Genomic DNA, 18,972 nt, shown 5'->3' with positions numbered 1-18,972 from the left:
TTGGCGAAAAATCCTTGACACAAATCGGGAACACGGGCAGAACATTGTGTTAACACGCAAGGTCGGGGGCCGGACATGCTGACACGCAAACAGTTGGAACTTCTCGATTTCATCAAGACCCGGATGGATCGGGACGGCGTTCCCCCGTCCTTCGATGAAATGAAGGATGCGCTGGACCTGCGGTCCAAATCCGGGATCCACCGGCTGATCACCGCGCTGGAAGAACGGGGGTTCATCCGCCGTCTTGCCCACCGGGCGCGGGCGCTGGAAATCATCAAGCTGCCCGATGCGATGGAAAAGCCCGGCTTCACCCTGCGGGTGATTGACGGAAACCGCAGTGACCCGCCCCGCGCCGCGATGGAGGTTGTTGCCGTCCACGCCATGGAACTGCCGGTCATGGGCCGCATCGCCGCCGGTGTTCCGATTGAGGCGATCTCGGAAGTGTCGCACCACGTTGCGGTGCCGGGGTCGATGCTGTCGGGCAAGGGTCAGCACTACGCGCTTGAGGTCAAAGGCGATTCCATGATCGAGGCGGGGATCAACGATGGTGACATCGTGGTGATCCGCGAACAATCCTCGGCCGAGAATGGCGATATCGTCGTGGCTTTGGTTGAAGACCACGAGGCAACGCTGAAGCGCTTTCGCCGCCGTGGCAACATGATCGCGCTTGAGGCGGCAAACCCGGCGTATGAGACGCGGGTGTTCCCCGATCATCTGGTTAAGGTGCAGGGGCGCTTGGTGGGCCTGATCCGTAGTTACTGATCCACAGGGGCTGTTGCGTCAGACCTCAGGTCAGGCAGATCGTAAGCGCGCCTTGGGCCTGACCACAGCCGCTTGGCTTGTTTTGTCACCACGATCTGCAGCCCCCCTTCCCCGGGCCAGATGGCCAAGGGACCCGTGGCCCGCAGGGTTTTTGCATCGATCAAGCGGCAGTTTTCTGGGACCGGGTCCGCAACCTCGGCCAGAATGACCAAGGACCCGGTTGCGCAGGCCGGGCCAACCGCTGCTGCGGCGCCTTTGCCCGACAGCACGACGCCCGAAAGATCGCCGATCTGGAACCAGCGTTCACCCCTAGGCCCGGTGAACCCTTCGCGCGCGGCGGCAAGGGTCTGGCCGGCAAGATCACCGTCATTCTCCAGCCAGCTTTCGGCGGCAAATCCGCCCCCCCGCGGCGCGGACAGGACCCGGCCGTCGGGTGAGGCCAGCCCGATCAGCTTGCCATCGCCCGAGACCAGCAAAAGCGGGCGTTCGGCTTGTGTCCAAAGCCCGAAGGCCAGAACGACCGGCATCAGGCCCAGCCAGCGGATCCGTTCCCGCCAGAGGATGATCCAGATCGCCCCCATGGTCAGTAGCGGCAACACCCATGGCCCCGGCTCGGGGATCGCGGTGACTGACCCTTCCAGCCCCGCGATCCAATGGGCAACGAACAGGATCCAGCGCGCGCCCTGTTCCATGACCCACAGCGGCAGCCAGGCAAGGCCCAGCGGCGCCAGCAGGGCCGCGACCGCGCCTGCGGGCATGATGACGGCCCCCATCACCGGGACCGTCATCACATTGGCCAACAGCCCGTAGTCGGTGAAGCGGTTGAAATGCGCCGCCGCATAGGGCGCTGTCGCAAAGCCGCCGATGACGGAGCTTAACACCAGCGTAAAGACCGGCATCGCCCAACGCGGCAGCTTCTGGCGGTAGATGCTGCCATCCAGCGCCGCAAAGCCCACGATCAGCGCAATGGTTGCGGCGAAGGACATCTGAAAGCCGGGCTCCAGCAGGCTTTCCGGCTTGGTTGCCAGCAGGATCACCCCGGCCACGGCGACCGACCGCAGGGTCAGGGCCCGGCGGTCCAGAAGCACCGCGCCCAGAAACACCGCAATCATGATGAAGGCGCGTTCCGTCGCGACATTCGCCCCGGACAACAGCAGATAGAAAGCGGCCACGCCAAGGCTGACCACCGCCGCCACCTTCTTGGTGTTCACCCGCAAGGCCACAAAGGGCACAAGCGCCAGACCATAGCGAAACAGCGCAAAGACGAAGGCGGTCAGAAAGGCCATGTTCATGCCCGAGATCGCCAGAAGATGCGCAAGCGAGCTGTCCCGCAGGGCCTGCACCGTCTCTTCCGTGATGGCGGAGCGGTCGCCCGTCATTGCCCCGGCGGCAAAGGCGCCCGGTTGGCCGTTCATCTGCGCCAGCATTCCTGCCGTCAGATGGCGGCGCAAACGGTCGATGGGCAGAGTGCCGCTTTCAGGCTCTTCCAACACAAGGACCGGGGTTCGGGTGTAGCCCACCGCGCCAAGCCGATCAAAGAACGCCATGCGGCGAAAGTCAAAGCCCCCCGGCTCTACCGGCCCCTCCGGCGCGGCCAGTGAGGCGGTCAGCACCACCACTTGGCCGGGGGCCGGGCGCAGCCAGGGCTGGTCGCCCTGAAGCGAGACGCGCACCCGGTCAGGCGAGCGGTCCGGGGGCACCTCGCGCAGGACCACGCGGTCCAGCGTCAGGCGCAGGGCATCCGACTGGGACCGATCGATGGCGACGATCCGCCCCTCGACCGGGCCGTAGTAGCGAAAGGTCAGCATCGGCGCATCGACGGCATGGGCCCGGATGCCGGCGGCAAGCCATCCTGCCGCAAGGGCCGCAAGGGCCAGAGCCAGCGGCCGCCAAAGCTCGGCCCCGCGCAGACCAAGGAGGATGCCGGCGCAAAGGAGGACTGTCGCCAGACTGTAGCTGCCAAGCCCCGGCTCTGCCGCCACGGCAAACCATCCCGCAACGCCGCAGCCCATCAGAACTGCAACCCATGGGAACAGCGTGCCCCGCGCCGCCTGCAGCGCATATAGCGGCGACAGGATCAGGCGGATGCCCCTGTGGTCTGCGGCCACCTTGTCCTTGCCCCCATGATTGCCTAAGACCCAAGGCAACCTAGGCCCCCCATGGTTTCCGAAAGGTTAATACGCCCGATGCCCGCAGCCACTGACCACCCCTCGCGCCCTGTCGTCACCCGCTTTGCGCCCTCGCCCACCGGCTATCTGCACATCGGCGGCGGACGGACGGCGCTGTTCAACTGGCTTTATGCCCGGGGGCGTGGCGGCAAGTTCCTGCTGCGGATCGAGGATACCGACCGTGAGCGGTCGACGCCGGAAGCTACGGCCGCCATCCTGCGCGGGCTGACTTGGCTGGGGTTGGATTGGGACGGCGAGGTGGTCAGCCAGTTCGCCCGCAAGGACCGCCACGCCGAGGTGGCCCACCAGATGCTGGCGCGCGGCACGGCCTACAAGTGCTTTTCAACGCAGGAAGAGATTGCCGCCTTTCGCGCAGCGGAGGAGGCTGCGGGCCGCTACCCCGTGTTCCTGTCGCCCTGGCGTGATGCGGACCCGGCGACCTATCCCGACGCGCCCTACTCCATCCGGATGCGGGCGCCCCGGACGGGCGAGACGGTGATCGACGATCAGGTGCAAGGCCGGGTCACGATCCAGAACGCCACGCTGGACGACATGATCGTGCTGCGGTCCGACGGCACGCCCACCTACATGCTGGCGGTGGTGGTGGATGACCATGACATGGAAGTCACCCATGTCATTCGCGGCGACGACCACCTGAACAATGCCGCGCGCCAGCAGATGGTTTATGACGCGATGGGTTGGGACATCCCGGTCTGGGCGCATATTCCGCTGATCCACGGGCCGGATGGCAAGAAGCTGTCGAAACGCCATGGTGCGACGGGGGTCGAGGAGTATCAGGCGATGGGCTACCCGGCGGCGGGGATGCGCAACTACTTGACCCGGCTTGGCTGGGCGCATGGCGATGCCGAGATCTTCACAACCGAGGAAGCCAAGCGGATGTTCGATCTATCGGGGATCGGCAAGGCGCCCGCGCGGCTTGACTTCAAGAAACTGGAAAACACCTGTGGTCACCACATGGCCATGGCGGATGATGCTGCACTGCTGCATGAACTGACCGCCTACATGGTCGCAGCGGGGCTTCCTGCGCTGACCGCTGCACAGGCGGAGATGATGGCCAAGGCGATGCCATTCCTGAAGTCGTCCGCGAAGACATTCCCGGAACTTATTCAAAAAGCGCATTTTATTCTGATTTCCCGTCCAATTGTTCCGGACGAGAAATCCGCGACGGCGCTTGATACGGTATCCTGTGGTATACTGAAAATCTTGACGCCGCAGCTGCAAAATGCTAGCTGGACGAAAGAGGCTCTGGAGCCCATCCTGACCCAGGTCGCGGCCGACAATGGCCTTGGCTTCGGCAAACTTGCCGCCCCGCTTCGGGCGGCCATCGCGGGCAAAAGTGTCACACCAAGCGTCTATGACATGATGCTGGTCATCGGTCAGGATGAAACCGTTGCAAGGCTGAAGGACGCGTGCATGTGACCTGCGCCCCCCGGTCTTGAAGCTGCACCAAGGCTTGGTGCAGGATAGCCAAGGGCCGCCCCTGCCATGGGACGCGCTGCCACACCGGGGAAAAGATGATGTCGGACAAAGTTGCGAAGCTGAGCCTGGACGGGAAGACCTATGATCTGCCCGTGCACAAACCCACGGTCGGGCCCGATGTGCTTGATATCCGAAAGCTTTACGGCGAGGCGGATGTCTTCACCTACGACCCCGGCTTCACCTCGACCGCCGCCTGTGAAAGCGCCATCACCTATATCGACGGCGACAAAGGCGAACTGCTGTATCGCGGCTATCCGATCGAGCAGCTGGCAGAGAAGTCCACCCACCTTGAGGTGTGCTATCTGCTGCTGTACGGCGAACTGCCGACGGCATCGCAGCTGGCCGATTTCACCAACCGGGTGACCAATCACACGATGGTGCATGAACAGATGCACTATTTCTTCCGTGGCTTCCGCCGCGACGCGCATCCGATGGCCACGATGGTGGGTGTGGTCGGCGCGATGGCTGCGTTCTACCACGACAGCACCGACATCACTGACCCCTGGCAGCGCGAGGTTGCGGCAATCCGCATGATCGCCAAGCTGCCGACCATCGCCTCGATGGCGTACAAGTATTCGGTCGGCCAGCCGTTCGTCTATCCCAAGAACAGCCTCAGCTATTCCGGCAACTTCCTGCACATGTGCTTTGCCGTCCCAGCCGAGGATTATGTGGTCAACCCGGTCCTCGAAAAGGCGATGGACCGGATCATGATGCTGCATGCGGATCATGAACAGAACGCCTCGACCTCGACCGTGCGTCTGGCGGGATCGTCGGGGGCCAACCCCTTCGCCTGTATCGCGGCCGGGATTGCCTGCCTTTGGGGCCCGGCGCATGGCGGGGCAAATCAGGCCTGCCTTGAGATGCTGAAGGAAATCGGCACCGTTGACCGGATTCCGGAATATATCGCCAAGGCAAAGGACAAGAACTCCGGCTTCCGCCTGATGGGCTTTGGCCACCGGGTCTACAAGAACTTTGACCCCCGCGCCAAGGTGATGAAGGAATCGGCGGACGAGGTGCTGGGTCTTCTGGGCGTCGAGAACAATCCGCTGCTGCAAGTCGCCAAGGAACTGGAGCGAATCGCGCTGGAGGACGAATATTTCGTCTCGAAGAAACTGTACCCGAACGTCGACTTCTACTCGGGCATCATTCTTGAGGCGATGGGCTTCCCCACCTCGATGTTCACCCCGATCTTCGCGATTTCGCGGACTGTGGGCTGGATCAGCCAGTGGAAAGAGATGATCGCCGACCCGACCCAGAAGATCGGCCGCCCGCGTCAGCTGTATATCGGGCCGACCACGCGCGACTATGTGGACCTGCGCCACCGCTAAGGCATCCGGCGCGGCATGACATCGGGGCGGTCCATCGGGCCGCCCTTTTTCATTGCCTAGCTGCTGCGCCCGTCCAGCGTGCCGACCGGGCGATAAAGATCGACCCTGCGGTCGCGGAAAAGGCCCCAACTGGCCCGCAGGGCCGCGATGGCATCAATATCGAACTGGTGAACCAGCACAGCCTCAGCATCGCGGGGTGCCTTGGCACAAAGTAGCCCGGTGTGATCGGCGATGAAGGACGACCCGTAGAACGTCACGTCCCGGCCGTCAGGTGCGGTTTCCGTCCCGATCCGGTTCGAGGCGACGACGGGCAGGATATTCGCCGCCGCGTGGCCGCGCATCACCATTTCCCAATGCGGTTGGCTGTCATAGCCGGGCGCGGGGGGTTCAGACCCGATCGCCGTGGGATAAAGCAGCATCTCCGCCCCCATCAACGCCATAGTGCGGGCACATTCCGGAAACCACTGGTCCCAGCAGATCCCGACGCCGATCTTGCCAAAGGCCGTGTCCCAGACCTTGAAGCCGGTATCGCCGGGCGAGAAATAGTACTTCTCCTCATACCCCGGACCCTGCGGGATGTGGCTTTTGCGGTAGATGCCCAGAACCCGGCCATCCGCATCCACCATCGCGATTGAGTTGAAGAAGGCAGGCCCCGCGCGTTCAAAGAAACTGACCGGAAGGACCACCCCAAGCTCTGCCGCAAGGGCGGCAAAGCGGGTGATCAGCGGATGCCCCTCGGCCGGTTGGGCAAGATCGAAATAGCGGGGATGCTGTTCGATGCAGAAATAGGGGGCGGCAAACAGTTCCTGCACAAGCACAATATTGGCACCCTGCCCCGCCGCCTGCCGGATCAGCGCCTCGGCCCGGTCGGCGTTGGCGGGAAGATCCCATGTGCAGGCAAACTGCGTGGCGGCGACGGTGACGTGTCTCATGCATGGCCCCGGATTTATGCTTGCAAGCGTGGAAAAGCGGGGGTTTTCCACCCCCGCACCCCCGGAGAGTATTTGCGAAAAGAGCAAGCCGGAAGGGCTATTCGGCGGGCAACCCCTGCGGCCAACGCCCGGCAGCCGACTTGGCGGCGGTCGGATGCACCTGCTCGGACCGGTCGCGCCCGATCACCCGGCGGCGGCGCAAGAGGAAGGCCTTGCCCCAGCTGCGCCAAGTGCCGACCATCGGGGCGTTGGCATCGCAGGGAAAGCGGGCGCGCCAGTTTTCGGGCAGCATCAGGCCCAGCGCCTCGGCCCGGTCCAGCATCCAGACCAACGGGATGTTCGCCAAAGGGCGCGCGGGTGCAAAGCCACCGATCTGGCCGCCAATGTCGCCATGGGCGCCGCGAAACCACATCTGTTCGACATTGCCCTGCCACTCCGGCGGGCAATCCCACAAGACCGGCGCAAAGGCGGCCCGCGTTTCATTCAGGGCAAGGGCGTGAAAGCCGTGACGCACGGATGCCCCAAGCTGATGGTTGTGAAACCCGTGCTGATCCTGGGCGAACATCCAGAAGAACGGCAGCCGGAGACCCAGCGCCTTGACCGTGTCCCAGACGCCAACCATCTCGACCGGGGTTTGCTGATGACAGAAGCCTTGCGCAAAGGCCCGGGCCGCGGGGCTGTCAGGCGCACGTTCGTAATGCCGCCACGCCAGCGTCACCATGCGTTCGGTGGCGCAGTCGTGCTTGACCAGTCCGATCCGGTCCAGCACCCCGGCCAGCGACCGGACGGCAAAGGCGCCGCGCGAATAGCCGAACAGGAAGATCCGGTCGCCCTCACGATAGCCGCTGGCCAGCCAGCCATAAGCCCGGCGGATCTGGGGGGCCACACCCCGCCCTTCCAGCAGGGCGACGCCGTGCAGCCAGCCTTCCCACTGCATGCCCGGCTCATAGTAGAGCCTCCGGTTGGCCCGAGGGCCGGATTCCTGCAACAGCCGAAACAGAAGGCCGGCATTCCCCTCACAGCCCGGATCAAGCGAGGACAATGTGCCGTCCAGAATCACCACATGGTCGACACGCCCCCGCACCCAGCCCGGCTTTGGCGCGGGGGCCGGTTCCTGCGTGGCTTCGACACCCCGGCGGAAAAAGCTGCGAAGGCGGTCAAACAGGCGCGTGGCGGGCCTCCGTGATCCAGGTCCAAAGGCGGTTGGACGTGAAGGGCATGTCGACGCGGGTCACCCCAACAGGTGCCAGCGCATCGCGCACGGCATTGGAAATCGCTGCCAGCGCGCCGACGGTCCCAGCCTCACCGCAGCCCTTCATGCCAAGGGGGTTGGTCCGGGTCGGCACGCCCTGTTCGGCAAAGCCGAACATCGGCAGATCACTGGCACGGGGCATCCCGTAGTCCATGAAGCTGCCGGTCAGGACCTGACCGCTGTCATCCTGCACCAGCCATTCGGTCACGGCCTGACCGAAGCCTTGCGCGATCCCGCCATGGACCTGACCTTCAACCAGATTGGGGGCGATCAGCACGCCGAAATCATCCACCACGGAATAGCGGTCCAACGTCAGGGCACCCGTTTCCGGGTCAATCTCCACCTCACAAAGGTGGACGCCATTGGGAAAGGACCGCCCGTCCAGCGTGATCTTTTCGCTGCGGTCGATCAGGTCCATCCGGCCTTTGGCACGGGCAAGCGCTGCCGCCTCGGGCAAAGACAGTCGCAGGTTGGTGCCGGCTGCGCCAAAGCGGTGGTCGGTGAATTCCACCCCGTCCAGCCCCCATTCCTGACCAAGGAACGCCTCAAACGCGGTGACCATGGCACCGACGGTCGCCCGGGTCGCCGTGCCTTGCACGGTGACGGATCGCGACCCGCCTGTGCCACCGCCGCGGGCGATGCGATCGCTGTCACCCTCGACGATCCGCACCAGATCCTGCGCGATGCCGGTGCTTTCCGCGACCATGCGGGAATAGACGCTTTCATGCCCCTGCCCGTTCGACTGGGTGCCGACATAGAGGGTGGCCCCCCCATCTTCATCCAGCACCAGCCGGGCGATTTCGTCCGGGGCGCCAAGGATTGCCTCGATATAGGACGCAACGCCCAGCCCGCGCAGCCGGCCTTTGGCCTGACTGGCGGCCAGACGGTCGGCGTATCCGGCAGCGCGCGGGGCCACCGTCTGCAACAGCCCGGCGAAGTCACCACCATCAATGACCTCACCCTCCATCGTGATATGCGGGAAGGTGCGGATGACATTCTTCTCGCGCAGCGCCACCGGGTCGACCCCAAGCACCCGCGCGGCGTGATCCATCGCGCGTTCCACCGTCAGGATCGCCTCGGGCCGCCCGGCGCCGCGATAAGCGTCGATGGGGACCGAGTTGGTGTAGACCCCGGTCGCCAGCAGCGCGGCGTTCGGCACCATGTAGACCCCGGTCAGGACCTTGGCGAAAAGCTCCGTCTGGATCGCTTGCCCGAACTGCGAGTTATAGGCGCCAAGGTTCGTCACCAGATCGACGCGGTAGGCGGTGATCCGATGGTCCGAATCAAAACCCAACTCTGCCTGCGCCACAAGATCGCGACCGGCATTGTCCGTCAGCATCGCCTCGCTGCGGGTGGATATCCAGGCGACGGGGCGACCCAACTGGCGCGCAGCCTCGGCCACCACGACATATTCCGGGTAGGTCATCCCCTTCATGCCAAAGCCACCGCCGACATCGGGGTTGGTGACCCGCACCCGATCCCGCGGCAGGCCCAGCATCCGGGACAGTTCGTTGCGCTGGGTCCAGACGCCCTGCCCGTTGACGCAAAGGTGCAGCCGGTCCCCGTCCCATTCGGCAAAGGCCGCGCGCGGTTCCATCGGGGCGGCGGTGACGCGGTTGTGGATCACCTCAACCGAAATGCGGTGGGCCGACTTGGCAAGCGCCGCTTCGGTTCCGGCCACATCGCCAAAGGCAAAATCAAAGGCGCGGTTCTGCGGTGCCTCAGTGTGGATCGTCAGCTCTTGAGGCTTCAGATCAAGAGCGGGGTCGAGTGCGTTGATATCTATCGCAATTGCCTCGATCGCATCCCGCGCCGCCTCGGGCGTGTCGGCGACGACCATCGCAATCGCTTCGCCCACAAAACGGACGCGGTCCTGCGCCAGAACCGGCCGTTCCGGCCCTGCTCCCACCCCACCGTCGCGGGTTTCGATCTGTTCGCCCTTCATGCCCAGCACGACGCCCGCGGCCAAAAGGTCCGCTGCGGTCAGCACCAGCTGCACCCCGGGCATTGCGCGCGCCTCGGTCACATCCAGCGCGACGACCTGCCCATGCGCATGGTCCGACCGCAGAAACGCCGCCCAAAGCGCGTCCGTCGGCACCAGATCGCCCACATAGCGGCCCGCGCCGGTCAGGAACCGCACGTCCTCGCGCCGCTTCAGCGGTTGGGAAATCCCGAATTTCAGTTGTTCCATCAGGACACCTCCGATCCAAAGGCTAAGCGCCCGGCTGGGAATGTCCAGCCGGGCGCTTGCATGTCACGCGAATGTTGTGGCTTACAGCTTCAGACCCAGAACCGTGGCCATCTGCAACTCACCAAAGCCGTTGAACCGGGTGTTTGTGACGGTGGAGTAGGACCCCATCCCCTGCCAGATCACGAAATCGCCCTCGGCCATGTCTGACGGCAGGGGAATCTCACCCGGCAGCCGGTCAACCGAATCGCAGGTCGGGCCAAAGACAGTGCGCGGCTGCGCCTCACCCGTGCGCTTGGCGCCTTCGGGCGACAGCACTTCGATCCGGTCGATCACGCCGATCATCGGCAGCTCGGTCAGGGTGCCGTAGACCCCGTCGTTCAGGAACACATGCGTGTCATCGCGCAGCGCCTTGACCCGGGCGGCGAGGGCAAAGGCATCCCCGCACAGCGCCCGGCCGGGTTCACAGACCAGCAGAGGACGGTTGTCGCCGAAGGCTTCGGACGTCACCCGGTCGATCAGGGCGAAGGTTTCCTCGATCTGCGGCAGGATGGCCGACATCCGGTGGCTGGGGAACCCGCCACCGACGTTCAGCCGCGCGATAGTCACGCCTGCATCGCGGGCGATGTTGGCACCTTCGCGGATATAGGCCTCCCACGCGTGGGGATCGGTGCATTGCGTGCCGGGGTGGAAGGTGAGCGAGGGGATGTACCCCGCCGCCGCCACGTCCTTGAGCAGTTCGACAGCCAGTTCGACCGTCGCGCCAAACTTGGCACCGAAGTTGTAGGCGGCACCCGCCACCGGCAGCTTGTAGCGGACCGAGATTTCAGTGCCGTCAACCGGCACCATCTCGATCAGCTTGGCAAGTTCCGATTTCGAATCAACGCTGTAGCTTTTGACCCCCCGGGACACCGCATAGGCAATCTCGTGCCGCGCGCGCACCGGGTTGTTGTAGTGAATCGCCGCATCGGGGGCGAGGCGGCGGATCAGGTCGATCTCGAACGGCGAGGCGCAGTCATAGCCGCGGATCCCCGCTGCGGACAGGTTTTCGACCATCGCTTCGCCGGGGTTCGACTTGACCGCATAGGTGACCATGCCGGGAAAGCCGTCAATGAAGCGACGCGCCGCCGCTTGCGCCGCCGAGGGCGCGAAGAACAGCACCGGGTTTTCGGGCTGCTGGGTCCGCAGATATTCGGTCGGATTGGTCCAGATCGTTTTGGAAAGTCCCATCGGCGTATTTCCCTTTGCCAACAAGACGCTTCGCCCTTCCCTGTGCAGCTTGGGACCGGGCACCAGCGTGGTTTCAAGTGAACCAGGCCAGGTGCGTATGAGCCGCCCTTTTCCTGCAGTGGAGGATGAGGCATATGCTGTACAAACTCACCGAACAAAACTGTATAAATGCGGCGAAGGCTCGTTATAATGACGAAAAGACTGGCAGATTGAATGGACGAGCTGGATCGCAACATACTTGGCCTTCTCAGCGCCGATGCGCGGATGTCGGTGGCCACCCTGTCGCGGCGCCTGCGGGTGGCCCGCTCCACCGTCCAGGCGCGGCTGGAGCGGTTGGAGACCAGCGGCATCATTGCCGGCTACACGCTGAAGCTGGGCGAAGGCGCGCGCGAAGGCAGGCTGCGCGCCAGCGTCCTGTTGACGATCGAGCCGCGGTCGCAGGCCGCCGTCCTGACCCGCCTGCGGTCAATTGCCGAGGTGGAGCGGGTCTTCACCACCTCCGGCCGCTTCGACTTTCTGCTGCAGGTCGCCTGCCCGAACACCCAGGTTCTGGATCAGGTGCTGGACCAGATCGGTGCGATGACCGGAGTGCGCAGTTCCGAAAGCCTGATCCACCTGAGCACGAAGATCGACCGCGCGGTGTAACGGCGGGGTCGTCTTGCCTTGGGTATCAGCAGACCTGCGACAGGTGTTTCAGCCAGCGCTTGGCAGCACACGGCGGATGATTTCGGCCACCATCGCATCGCGCGCCTCGGCGGGCAGGCTGCCAAGACCCTTCAAGCGGCCCGCAGCGAGAAGGTCGGCCAGACCGTGCGACACCGCCCATGCCGCGGCCTCATCCGCGCCGGACCGGCCCCCGGCGGCCATGACCTGATCCACAAGATGCTGGTAGGCAGCGCGCGCCGCCACTTCCAGATCAGGGTCCGAAAAATTTGGTCGCTCTGACTGCCAGAGAAGCCGAAACAAGGTCGGGCGCGCCATCGCGAAATCCACATAGCCAAGGCCGGCAGCAACCAGTTGCGACGCCGGATCCTTGTCCGCGACAGCCTCGCGCGCGGTTTGGGCTGCGTGGAACTGCCGAAAGCCTTCCGTGGCCAGCGCAGTCAGCAAGCCTTGGGCGTCGCCAAAGTGATGCGCCGGGGCGGCATGGCTGACCCCGGCGCGCTTTGCCACGGATCGAAGCGAGAATCCCTCCATCCCGCGCTCGGCCAGTTCCGCCTCTGCCGAGGCCAGAAGTGCGGCCCTCAGGTCGCCGTGGTGATAGGGTCGCGGCTCCGCGACCTGCGGGCAGGACGATGCAAGATCGCGCAATTTTGGAGGGTTACCACTCATGGCCTTCGAATAGCGTCTCATCTTGCCACTGTCAAAATTTTCCTTGACTGAGCGCAACCGCCCCCTATCCTGACAGTGTCAAGATAGGAGAAGACCATGCCCCCCGACCCGCACGCGCTGTTTCAACTGACCGGCCCGATGGCCATGCTGGGCTGGCTGACGCTTGCCCTGTCCCCGATTGCCCCGCGCATCGCCGATATGGTGGCGGCCCTTCTCATGCCCGTGCTCTTGTCGATTGGCTACACTGCGCTGATCCTGGTTCACTGGTCCGACGCACCGGGCGGCTTTGACTCGCTTGCTGCGGTGATGGCCCTGTTCACTGATCCGGGCGTCGCCCTTGCGGGGTGGGTCCACTACCTGGCCTTCGACCTGTTCGTCGGGGCGTGGATCACCCGCACTGCGCGGGCCGAGGGGATCAACCACCTGCTCGTCCTGCCCTGCCTTGTGCTGACATTCCTGTTCGGGCCGGCAGGTTTCCTTGCCTTCACAGCCCTGCGCGGCAGCTTTGCCGCACGGGCCCGGATGACGGGAGCGATTGCATGACCGCCCTCAGTTCCGCCCCGGGATCACCTGCTCCCGCCCTGTACCGCATGGCCAGCGATGCCCCGGCCTTCACGGTTCTGGCGCTGTTTCTGACCTTTGGCCTTGTTCCGCTTTACGCGGCACTCAACCTGGACGCCCGCCTGTTTCAGGGCGAAAGCCCTTGGATCAAGCCGATAAAGTTCCACTACGCGCTTGGCGTGTACACGGTCTCGCTGGCGTTCTTTGCGCGCTACATGCCGCAGAGCACCCGAAACAGCCGCCCATGGCGCTGGTTCGCCGCCGCAGTGGTCATCGCGATCCTCGGGGAAGTGGTCTGGCTGTCCGGTGCCGCGATGCTGAACAGCGCGTCGCACTTCAACACCGACGTCCCGCTGCTTGCTGCCGTCTACCCGGTGATGGGCGCCTTCGCGGTCCTCTTGACCTCGGCCAGCCTTGTCATGGGCATCTCGATCCTGCGCAATCGCGACGCGGCGCTGGACCCGGCCCTGCGGATGGCCGTTGGCGTTGGGCTGGTCCTGACGTTCTTCCTGACTGTCCCCGTCGCCGGATACCTGTCCGGCAATGGCGGGCATTTCGTTGGTACATCGACCCGCGCGCTTTGGCTGATGGGCTGGTCGCGTGATGCGGGCGACCTGCGGGTGGCGCATTTCCTCGCCACCCATGCGCTGCATTTCGTGCCCGTCGCCGGGCTTCTGGCGGTCTGGCTGGCCCCGGCACAGGCGGTGCGGATCGTCTGGGCGACAGCGGCGCTGTTCGTGGCGCTTGTCGCCTTCACTTTCGCCCAGGCCCTGCAAGGCCGGCCCTTCCTGCCCTTCCTTGGGTAATTCATCAGCGGATGCCGCTTTTCCTTGGGCGTCCCCCGCGCTAAACACCGCGCGACAGGACAGGGACGCCCGCAATGCCAATGGAAAAGACCTTCAACGCCGCTGAAGCCGAGGCCCGGATTTCGAAAGCCTGGCTTGACGCCAAGGCCTTCGCCGCCGGGGCGAATGCCAAGCCCGGCCGCCCGGCCTTTTCGGTGATGATCCCGCCGCCGAATGTTACCGGTTCCCTCCACATGGGCCACGCCTTCAACAACACGCTGCAGGACATCCTGACCCGCTGGCACCGGATGCAGGGCGACGACACGCTCTGGCAACCCGGCACCGACCACGCCGGGATCGCCACCCAGATGGTGACCGAACGCGAGATGGCGCTGCAGCAGGAACCCGACCGCCGCACCATGGGGCGCGAGAAGTTTCTGGCGCGGGTCTGGCAGCAGAAGCAAAAGTCGCGCGGCAATATCCGCTCGCAGCTGGAACGGCTGGGCGCCAGTTGCGACTGGGACCGTGAGGCGTTCACCATGTCCGGCGCTCCGGGCGCCCCCGCCGGGGAAGAGGGCAACTTCCACGACGCCGTCATCAAGGTCTTTGTCGACCTTTACAACAAGGGCCTGATCTATCGCGGCAAGCGGCTGGTGAACTGGGACCCGCATTTCGAGACCGCGATTTCCGACCTTGAGGTCGAGAATACCGAAGTCCCCGGCCACATGTGGCACTTCAAATACCCGCTCGCCGGCGGGCAGACCTACGAGTACATCGAAAAGGACGCCGAGGGGAACGTGACCCTGCGCGAGACGCGGGATTACATCGCCATCGCCACAACGCGGCCCGAAACCATGCTGGGGGATGGTGCAGTTGCGGTTCATCCATCAGATGAACGTTACGCGCCAATCGTCGGGAAACTATGCGAAATTCCGGTGGGCCCGAAGGAACATCGCCGCCTGATCCCCATCATCACCGACGAATACCCCGACCCGGCCTTCGGCTCCGGTGCCGTCAAGATCACCGGCGCGCATGACTTCAACGACTATGCGGTCGCGAAGCGGGCGGACATTCCCTGCTACCGCCTGCTTGATACCCGCGCCCAGATGCGGGCCGATGGCGCGCCCTATGCCGAGGCGGCAGAGATTGCAGGCCGCATGTCCCGCGCCTGGCTGGTCGCCAAGGGCTACGCGACGCCCGGTTTCGTGGAACAGCCCTTCACGCAGACGGAAGCCGAGATTGACGCGCTGAACCTTGTCCCCGACGAGTTGCGCGGGCTGGACCGCTACGAGGCGCGCAAGCGCGTGGTGGAGCAGATCACGGCAGAGGGGCTGGCGGTCACCACCCTGAAGAAATCCGTAGACAAGGAAACCGGGGCCGAGCACCTGGAACTGGTGCCCTATGTCGAGTCCAAGCCGATCATGCAGCCCTTCGGCGACCGGTCGAAAGTAGTGATCGAGCCGATGCTGACCGACCAGTGGTTCGTCGACACCGCCCAGATCGTCGAACCCGCGCTGGAGGCCGTGCGCTCGGGCCGCACGAAGATCATCCCGCCCTCGGGCGAGAAGACCTATTACCACTGGCTGGAGAATATCGAACCCTGGTGCATCAGCCGCCAGCTTTGGTGGGGGCATCAGATTCCGGTTTGGTATGGACTGCCTCGAAAAGACGACGCCCTTTTCGGAGTTGACTTCGATAGCACCGATAGAATCCCGTTCTGCGCTGCCTCTGAAGAAGAAGCCTTTAATCTGGCCAAGAAGTATTACGGCGTCTCTTGGGTTGGTTTGACGGGAAAAGCGGACGGTCGCGGCTGGTACGAGGATGCGGACGAGACTGCGGCCTTCTTGCCACGCGACAAGGATGTTCAACAGCCAGAGAGCGGCTGGCTAAAGAATGGTAAGGCGGACTTTGTCTTGCTGTACCGCGACCCCGACGTCCTCGACACCTGGTTCTCCTCCGGCCTCTGGCCCATCGGCACGCTCGGCTGGCCCGACCAGACGCCCGAACTGGCAAGATACTTCCCCACCTCGGTCCTGATCACAGGGCAGGACATCCTGTTCTTCTGGGTCGCCCGGATGATGATGATGCAACTGGCCGTGGTGGGTGACATCCCGTTCCACACCGTCTACCTGCACGGCCTTGTCCGCGACGCCAAGGGCAAGAAGATGGCGAAGTCGCTTGGCAACGTCATCGACCCGTTGCAGATCATCGACGAATACGGCGCCGATGCGCTGCGGTTCGCCAATGCGGCGATGGCCTCGTTTGGCGGCGTGCTGAAGCTGGATACCCAGCGCATCGCGGGCTATCGGAACTTTGGCACCAAGCTGTGGAACGCCTGCCGCTTTGCCGAGATGAACGGGGTCTGGGAAGGTCACGCGACCGGCCCTGCCCCAACGCCGACAGCCACAGCGAACAAGTGGATCATCGGCGAAACCGCCCGAACCCTTGCCGAGGTCAACGCGGCGCTGGAGGAGTTCCGCTTCGACACCGCCGCCGATGCGCTTTACAAGTTCGTCTGGGGCAAGGTCTGCGACTGGTATGTCGAATTCGCCAAACCGCTGTTCGACGGCCCTGATGCCGCCGAAACGCGGGCGACGATGGCCTGGGTCCTTGACCAGTCGATGATCCTTCTGCACCCCTTCATGCCCTTCATCACCGAAGAGCTGTGGGGGACAACGGGCAAGCGCGAGAAGCTGCTGGTCCACACCGACTGGCCCACCCTGCCCGCCAGCCTGATCGACGCCGAAGCCGCACAGGAAATGTCCTTCGTCACCACCCTGATCGACGACATCCGCAGCGCCCGCGCGCAGGTGCATGTGCCGGTGGGGCTAAAGGCCGACCTTGTGGCCACCAGCCTGACCGATCAGGCGCGGCAGGCCTTCCAGCGCAATGAGGCGCTGATCAAGCGCCTTGCCCGGGTGGACAATGTGACCGAAGGCCCTGCCCCCAAAGGCTCCATCGCGGTCGCGGCGGAGGGCGCGGCCTTCGCGATTCCGCTGCAAGGCCTGATCGACATCGCCGAGGAGAAATCCCGCCTGCAAAAGGCGCTCGACAAGCTGATGAAAGAGATCGGGGGCCTCAAGGGCCGGCTCGACAACCCGAACTTCGCCCGTTCCGCGCCCGAGGATGTGGTGATGGAAGCGCAGTCGAACCTTGAAGCCCGGCAGGAGGAAGCCGAGAAGCTCCGCGCCGCTCTGGCCCGGCTTGCAGACCTTGGCTGACAGTGCTTTGCCCTGCCGGAGTAGCCTCCGGCGGGGATATTTGAAGAAGAGAAAGCGGGGGCATGCCAGCCCCTTGCACCCGAAGGGGCCGCGTGCCAGCTTTCCGGCATGAGCCGTTTTCTGACACCGCATGCCGTATCGCTTCCCTCCACCGTGCCGTTCACCGGGCCCGAGACGCTGGAGCGTCAAAGCGGCATCCCCTTCCGCGCGCGACTGGGGGCGAATGAATCGGTATTCGGCCCCTCTCCCGCGGCGATAAAGGCGATGGAGGAGGCCGCAGCTGGCGCCTGGATGTATGGCGATCCGGAGAACCATGATCTGAAACAGGCCCTTGCCGCCCATCTTGGGATCAGCCCGGCGCATGTCGCGGTTGGTCCGGGGATTGACGGGCTGCTGGGCCTGATCTGCCGCCTGACACTGGAACCGGGAACCCCAGTCGTCACCAGCCTGGGCGCCTATCCGACGTTCAACTTCCATGTCACCGGATATGGCGGCAATCTGACCCGCGTGCCCTACAAGGGCGACCATGAAGACATCGACGGGCTTCTGGCGGCGGCCAGGACCACCAAGGCGCGGTTGCTGTATCTGGCGAACCCCGACAACCCGATGGGCAGCCACCATCCGGCCGCCGTGATCGAGGAGATGGTCGCCAATCTGCCTGACCATACCCTGCTGATCCTGGACGAGGCCTATGCCGACCTTGCCCCGCAAGGCACGGTGCCGCAGATCGCCCCGGATCATCCGCAGGTGATCCGGATGCGGACGTTCTCCAAAGGCTACGGTCTGGCCGGCGCGCGCGTGGGCTTTGCGATCACCAACCCCGATCTGGCGCTCGCCTTCGACAAGGTGCGCGACCATTTCGGAATGTCCCGCCTCTCACAGGCCGGGGCGCTGGCGGCTCTGGCCGATCAGGCGTGGCTGGCAGAGGTCCGCTCCCGCACCCTTGCCGCCCGAGCACGGCTTTCGGGGATTGCCCACTCCAACGGGCTGCTGCCGCTTCCGTCAGCGACAAACTTCGTCACCATGGACTGTGGCCGCGACGGGGACTTTGCGCGCAGAGTGCTGGCAGAGATGGGCGCGCGGGGGGTCTTCATCCGCATGCCCGGAGTAGCTCCGCTTGACCGATGCATCAGGATCAGCCTTGGCGATGACCGGGCGCTTGATAGTGTTGAAGAGACCCTGCCGCAGGCGCTGAAAGCCGCAGGCTGATCATTCGGCCGCAAGGTTGGGCTTTACCGGCCCGACCGCGGGGGCCGTTGCGGAAAGCGGCGTCTCAGCCGGCCCAAGCCGGGGGGTTGGCGCGGCAGCAGGCTCTTGCAGCAAAAGCCGCAGCGGGGGGCGCTCCGCCGCCTCGACCGCGCCAAGGACGCGGCGAAACACCAGAACGTTCTGGAACGTGGTCTTGGTGCCGGTCAGGCCAACCCGCTCATCACAGGGCAGCGCGTCGGCGCGGACGTACTCCCACCCCTCGGCGCCAAGGTCGTTCATCAGGTTGGTCAATGCCAGGGCAAAGCGGTCTTCGGTGGTCTTGACCCCCCTTGCCTTCTCGCCCCGCTTCGGAGCTGGAATGACTTTGTATTCAAACCGCTGCATCGGGTTTCTCCCGGTTTCGTTGCGCAAGTGATAGGGGATTTTGCCACCAAGTTCAAATCACGGAACGGTTTTCCAAAGCGACCGCGCCTGTCCGGCAACAGCCGCAGCATCTGGGCGGCG

Annotated in this window: 15 protein-coding genes; 8 read left to right on the top strand and 7 right to left on the bottom strand. The window is 64.5% G+C overall.

The window, feature by feature from the left end; translation table 11 throughout:
- The first annotated feature begins 75 nt into the window (after positions 1–75).
- On the top strand, positions 76–762 hold the full coding sequence (gene lexA / locus EI545_RS18440) for a transcriptional repressor LexA (protein ID WP_125326823.1): 687 nt from the start codon (positions 76–78) through the stop codon (positions 760–762).
- Here lexA and EI545_RS18435 read toward each other — a convergent pair.
- Complete coding sequence (locus tag EI545_RS18435) at positions 756–2,870, bottom strand: ComEC/Rec2 family competence protein (RefSeq protein ID WP_245990177.1); 2,115 nt, start codon at positions 2,868–2,870, stop codon at positions 756–758. The genes lexA and EI545_RS18435 overlap by 7 nt on opposite strands.
- Positions 2,871–2,948: 78 nt before the next feature.
- On the opposite strand from EI545_RS18435, the gene gltX reads away from it, so the two are divergent.
- Both gltX and EI545_RS18425 read left to right on the top strand, forming a co-directional pair.
- On the top strand, positions 2,949–4,370 hold the full coding sequence (gene gltX, locus EI545_RS18430) for a glutamate--tRNA ligase (protein WP_125326821.1): 1,422 nt from the start codon (positions 2,949–2,951) through the stop codon (positions 4,368–4,370).
- Positions 4,371–4,465: 95 nt separating this feature from the next.
- Positions 4,466–5,758 (top strand): citrate synthase, encoded by a 1,293-nt coding sequence (locus EI545_RS18425; RefSeq protein ID WP_425471603.1) that lies wholly within the window; start codon positions 4,466–4,468, stop codon positions 5,756–5,758.
- Positions 5,759–5,814: 56 nt separating this feature from the next.
- Here the strand turns inward: EI545_RS18425 and aguB are convergent, their stop codons facing one another.
- The 4 genes from aguB to EI545_RS18405 all read right to left on the bottom strand — a co-directional run bounded on the left by aguB (position 5,815) and on the right by EI545_RS18405 (position 11,360).
- Positions 5,815–6,690: an N-carbamoylputrescine amidase gene (gene aguB / locus EI545_RS18420; protein WP_125326819.1), complete on the bottom strand. Its 876-nt coding sequence runs from the start codon at positions 6,688–6,690 to the stop codon at positions 5,815–5,817.
- Between the two features lie 97 nt (positions 6,691–6,787).
- Positions 6,788–7,855 carry a DUF2235 domain-containing protein gene (locus EI545_RS18415; RefSeq protein WP_125326817.1) on the bottom strand — a complete coding sequence of 356 codons (1,068 nt, stop codon included), beginning with the start codon at positions 7,853–7,855 and terminating at the stop codon, positions 6,788–6,790.
- Positions 7,848–10,133: a xanthine dehydrogenase family protein molybdopterin-binding subunit gene (locus tag EI545_RS18410; RefSeq protein ID WP_125326816.1), complete on the bottom strand. Its 2,286-nt coding sequence runs from the start codon at positions 10,131–10,133 to the stop codon at positions 7,848–7,850. The genes EI545_RS18415 and EI545_RS18410 overlap by 8 nt, the downstream gene beginning before the upstream one ends.
- A gap of 81 nt (positions 10,134–10,214) precedes the next feature.
- On the bottom strand, positions 10,215–11,360 hold the full coding sequence (locus EI545_RS18405; protein WP_125326814.1) for a type III PLP-dependent enzyme: 1,146 nt from the start codon (positions 11,358–11,360) through the stop codon (positions 10,215–10,217).
- A gap of 213 nt (positions 11,361–11,573) precedes the next feature.
- Between EI545_RS18405 and EI545_RS18400 the strand changes: the two genes are divergently transcribed.
- Positions 11,574–12,005 carry an Lrp/AsnC family transcriptional regulator gene (locus tag EI545_RS18400; protein WP_125326813.1) on the top strand — a complete coding sequence of 144 codons (432 nt, stop codon included), beginning with the start codon at positions 11,574–11,576 and terminating at the stop codon, positions 12,003–12,005.
- Between the two features lie 48 nt (positions 12,006–12,053).
- Here EI545_RS18400 and EI545_RS18395 read toward each other — a convergent pair whose 3' ends face one another.
- The gene (locus EI545_RS18395) at positions 12,054–12,692 is read right to left on the bottom strand and encodes a TetR/AcrR family transcriptional regulator (RefSeq protein WP_125326811.1); all 639 of its coding nucleotides are present in this window, start codon (positions 12,690–12,692) and stop codon (positions 12,054–12,056) included.
- A gap of 96 nt (positions 12,693–12,788) precedes the next feature.
- Between EI545_RS18395 and EI545_RS18390 the strand changes: the two genes are divergently transcribed.
- The 4 genes from EI545_RS18390 (at position 12,789) to EI545_RS18375 (ending at position 18,468) form a co-directional block, all read left to right on the top strand.
- On the top strand, positions 12,789–13,235 hold the full coding sequence (locus EI545_RS18390) for an ABA4-like family protein (RefSeq protein ID WP_125326810.1): 447 nt from the start codon (positions 12,789–12,791) through the stop codon (positions 13,233–13,235).
- Positions 13,232–14,059 carry a hypothetical protein gene (locus EI545_RS18385; RefSeq protein WP_125326809.1) on the top strand — a complete coding sequence of 276 codons (828 nt, stop codon included), beginning with the start codon at positions 13,232–13,234 and terminating at the stop codon, positions 14,057–14,059. Before EI545_RS18390 ends, EI545_RS18385 begins: the two co-directional genes overlap by 4 nt.
- A gap of 74 nt (positions 14,060–14,133) precedes the next feature.
- Positions 14,134–17,259, top strand: a complete 3,126-nt coding sequence (locus EI545_RS18380; RefSeq protein ID WP_125326808.1) for a valine--tRNA ligase — start codon at positions 14,134–14,136, stop codon at positions 17,257–17,259.
- A 108-nt stretch (positions 17,260–17,367) separates the two neighbouring features.
- On the top strand, positions 17,368–18,468 hold the full coding sequence (locus EI545_RS18375; protein ID WP_125326807.1) for a pyridoxal phosphate-dependent aminotransferase: 1,101 nt from the start codon (positions 17,368–17,370) through the stop codon (positions 18,466–18,468).
- Here EI545_RS18375 and EI545_RS18370 read toward each other — a convergent pair whose 3' ends face one another.
- On the bottom strand, positions 18,469–18,852 hold the full coding sequence (locus EI545_RS18370; RefSeq protein WP_125326806.1) for a DUF4177 domain-containing protein: 384 nt from the start codon (positions 18,850–18,852) through the stop codon (positions 18,469–18,471).
- Between the last annotated feature and the right edge of the window lie 120 nt (positions 18,853–18,972).

Origin of the sequence: Tabrizicola piscis (assembly GCF_003940805.1) — a bacterium.
In the GTDB taxonomy this organism is placed as follows: domain Bacteria; phylum Pseudomonadota; class Alphaproteobacteria; order Rhodobacterales; family Rhodobacteraceae; genus Tabrizicola; species Tabrizicola piscis.
This window is presented reverse-complemented; position numbering and strand designations above follow the sequence as displayed.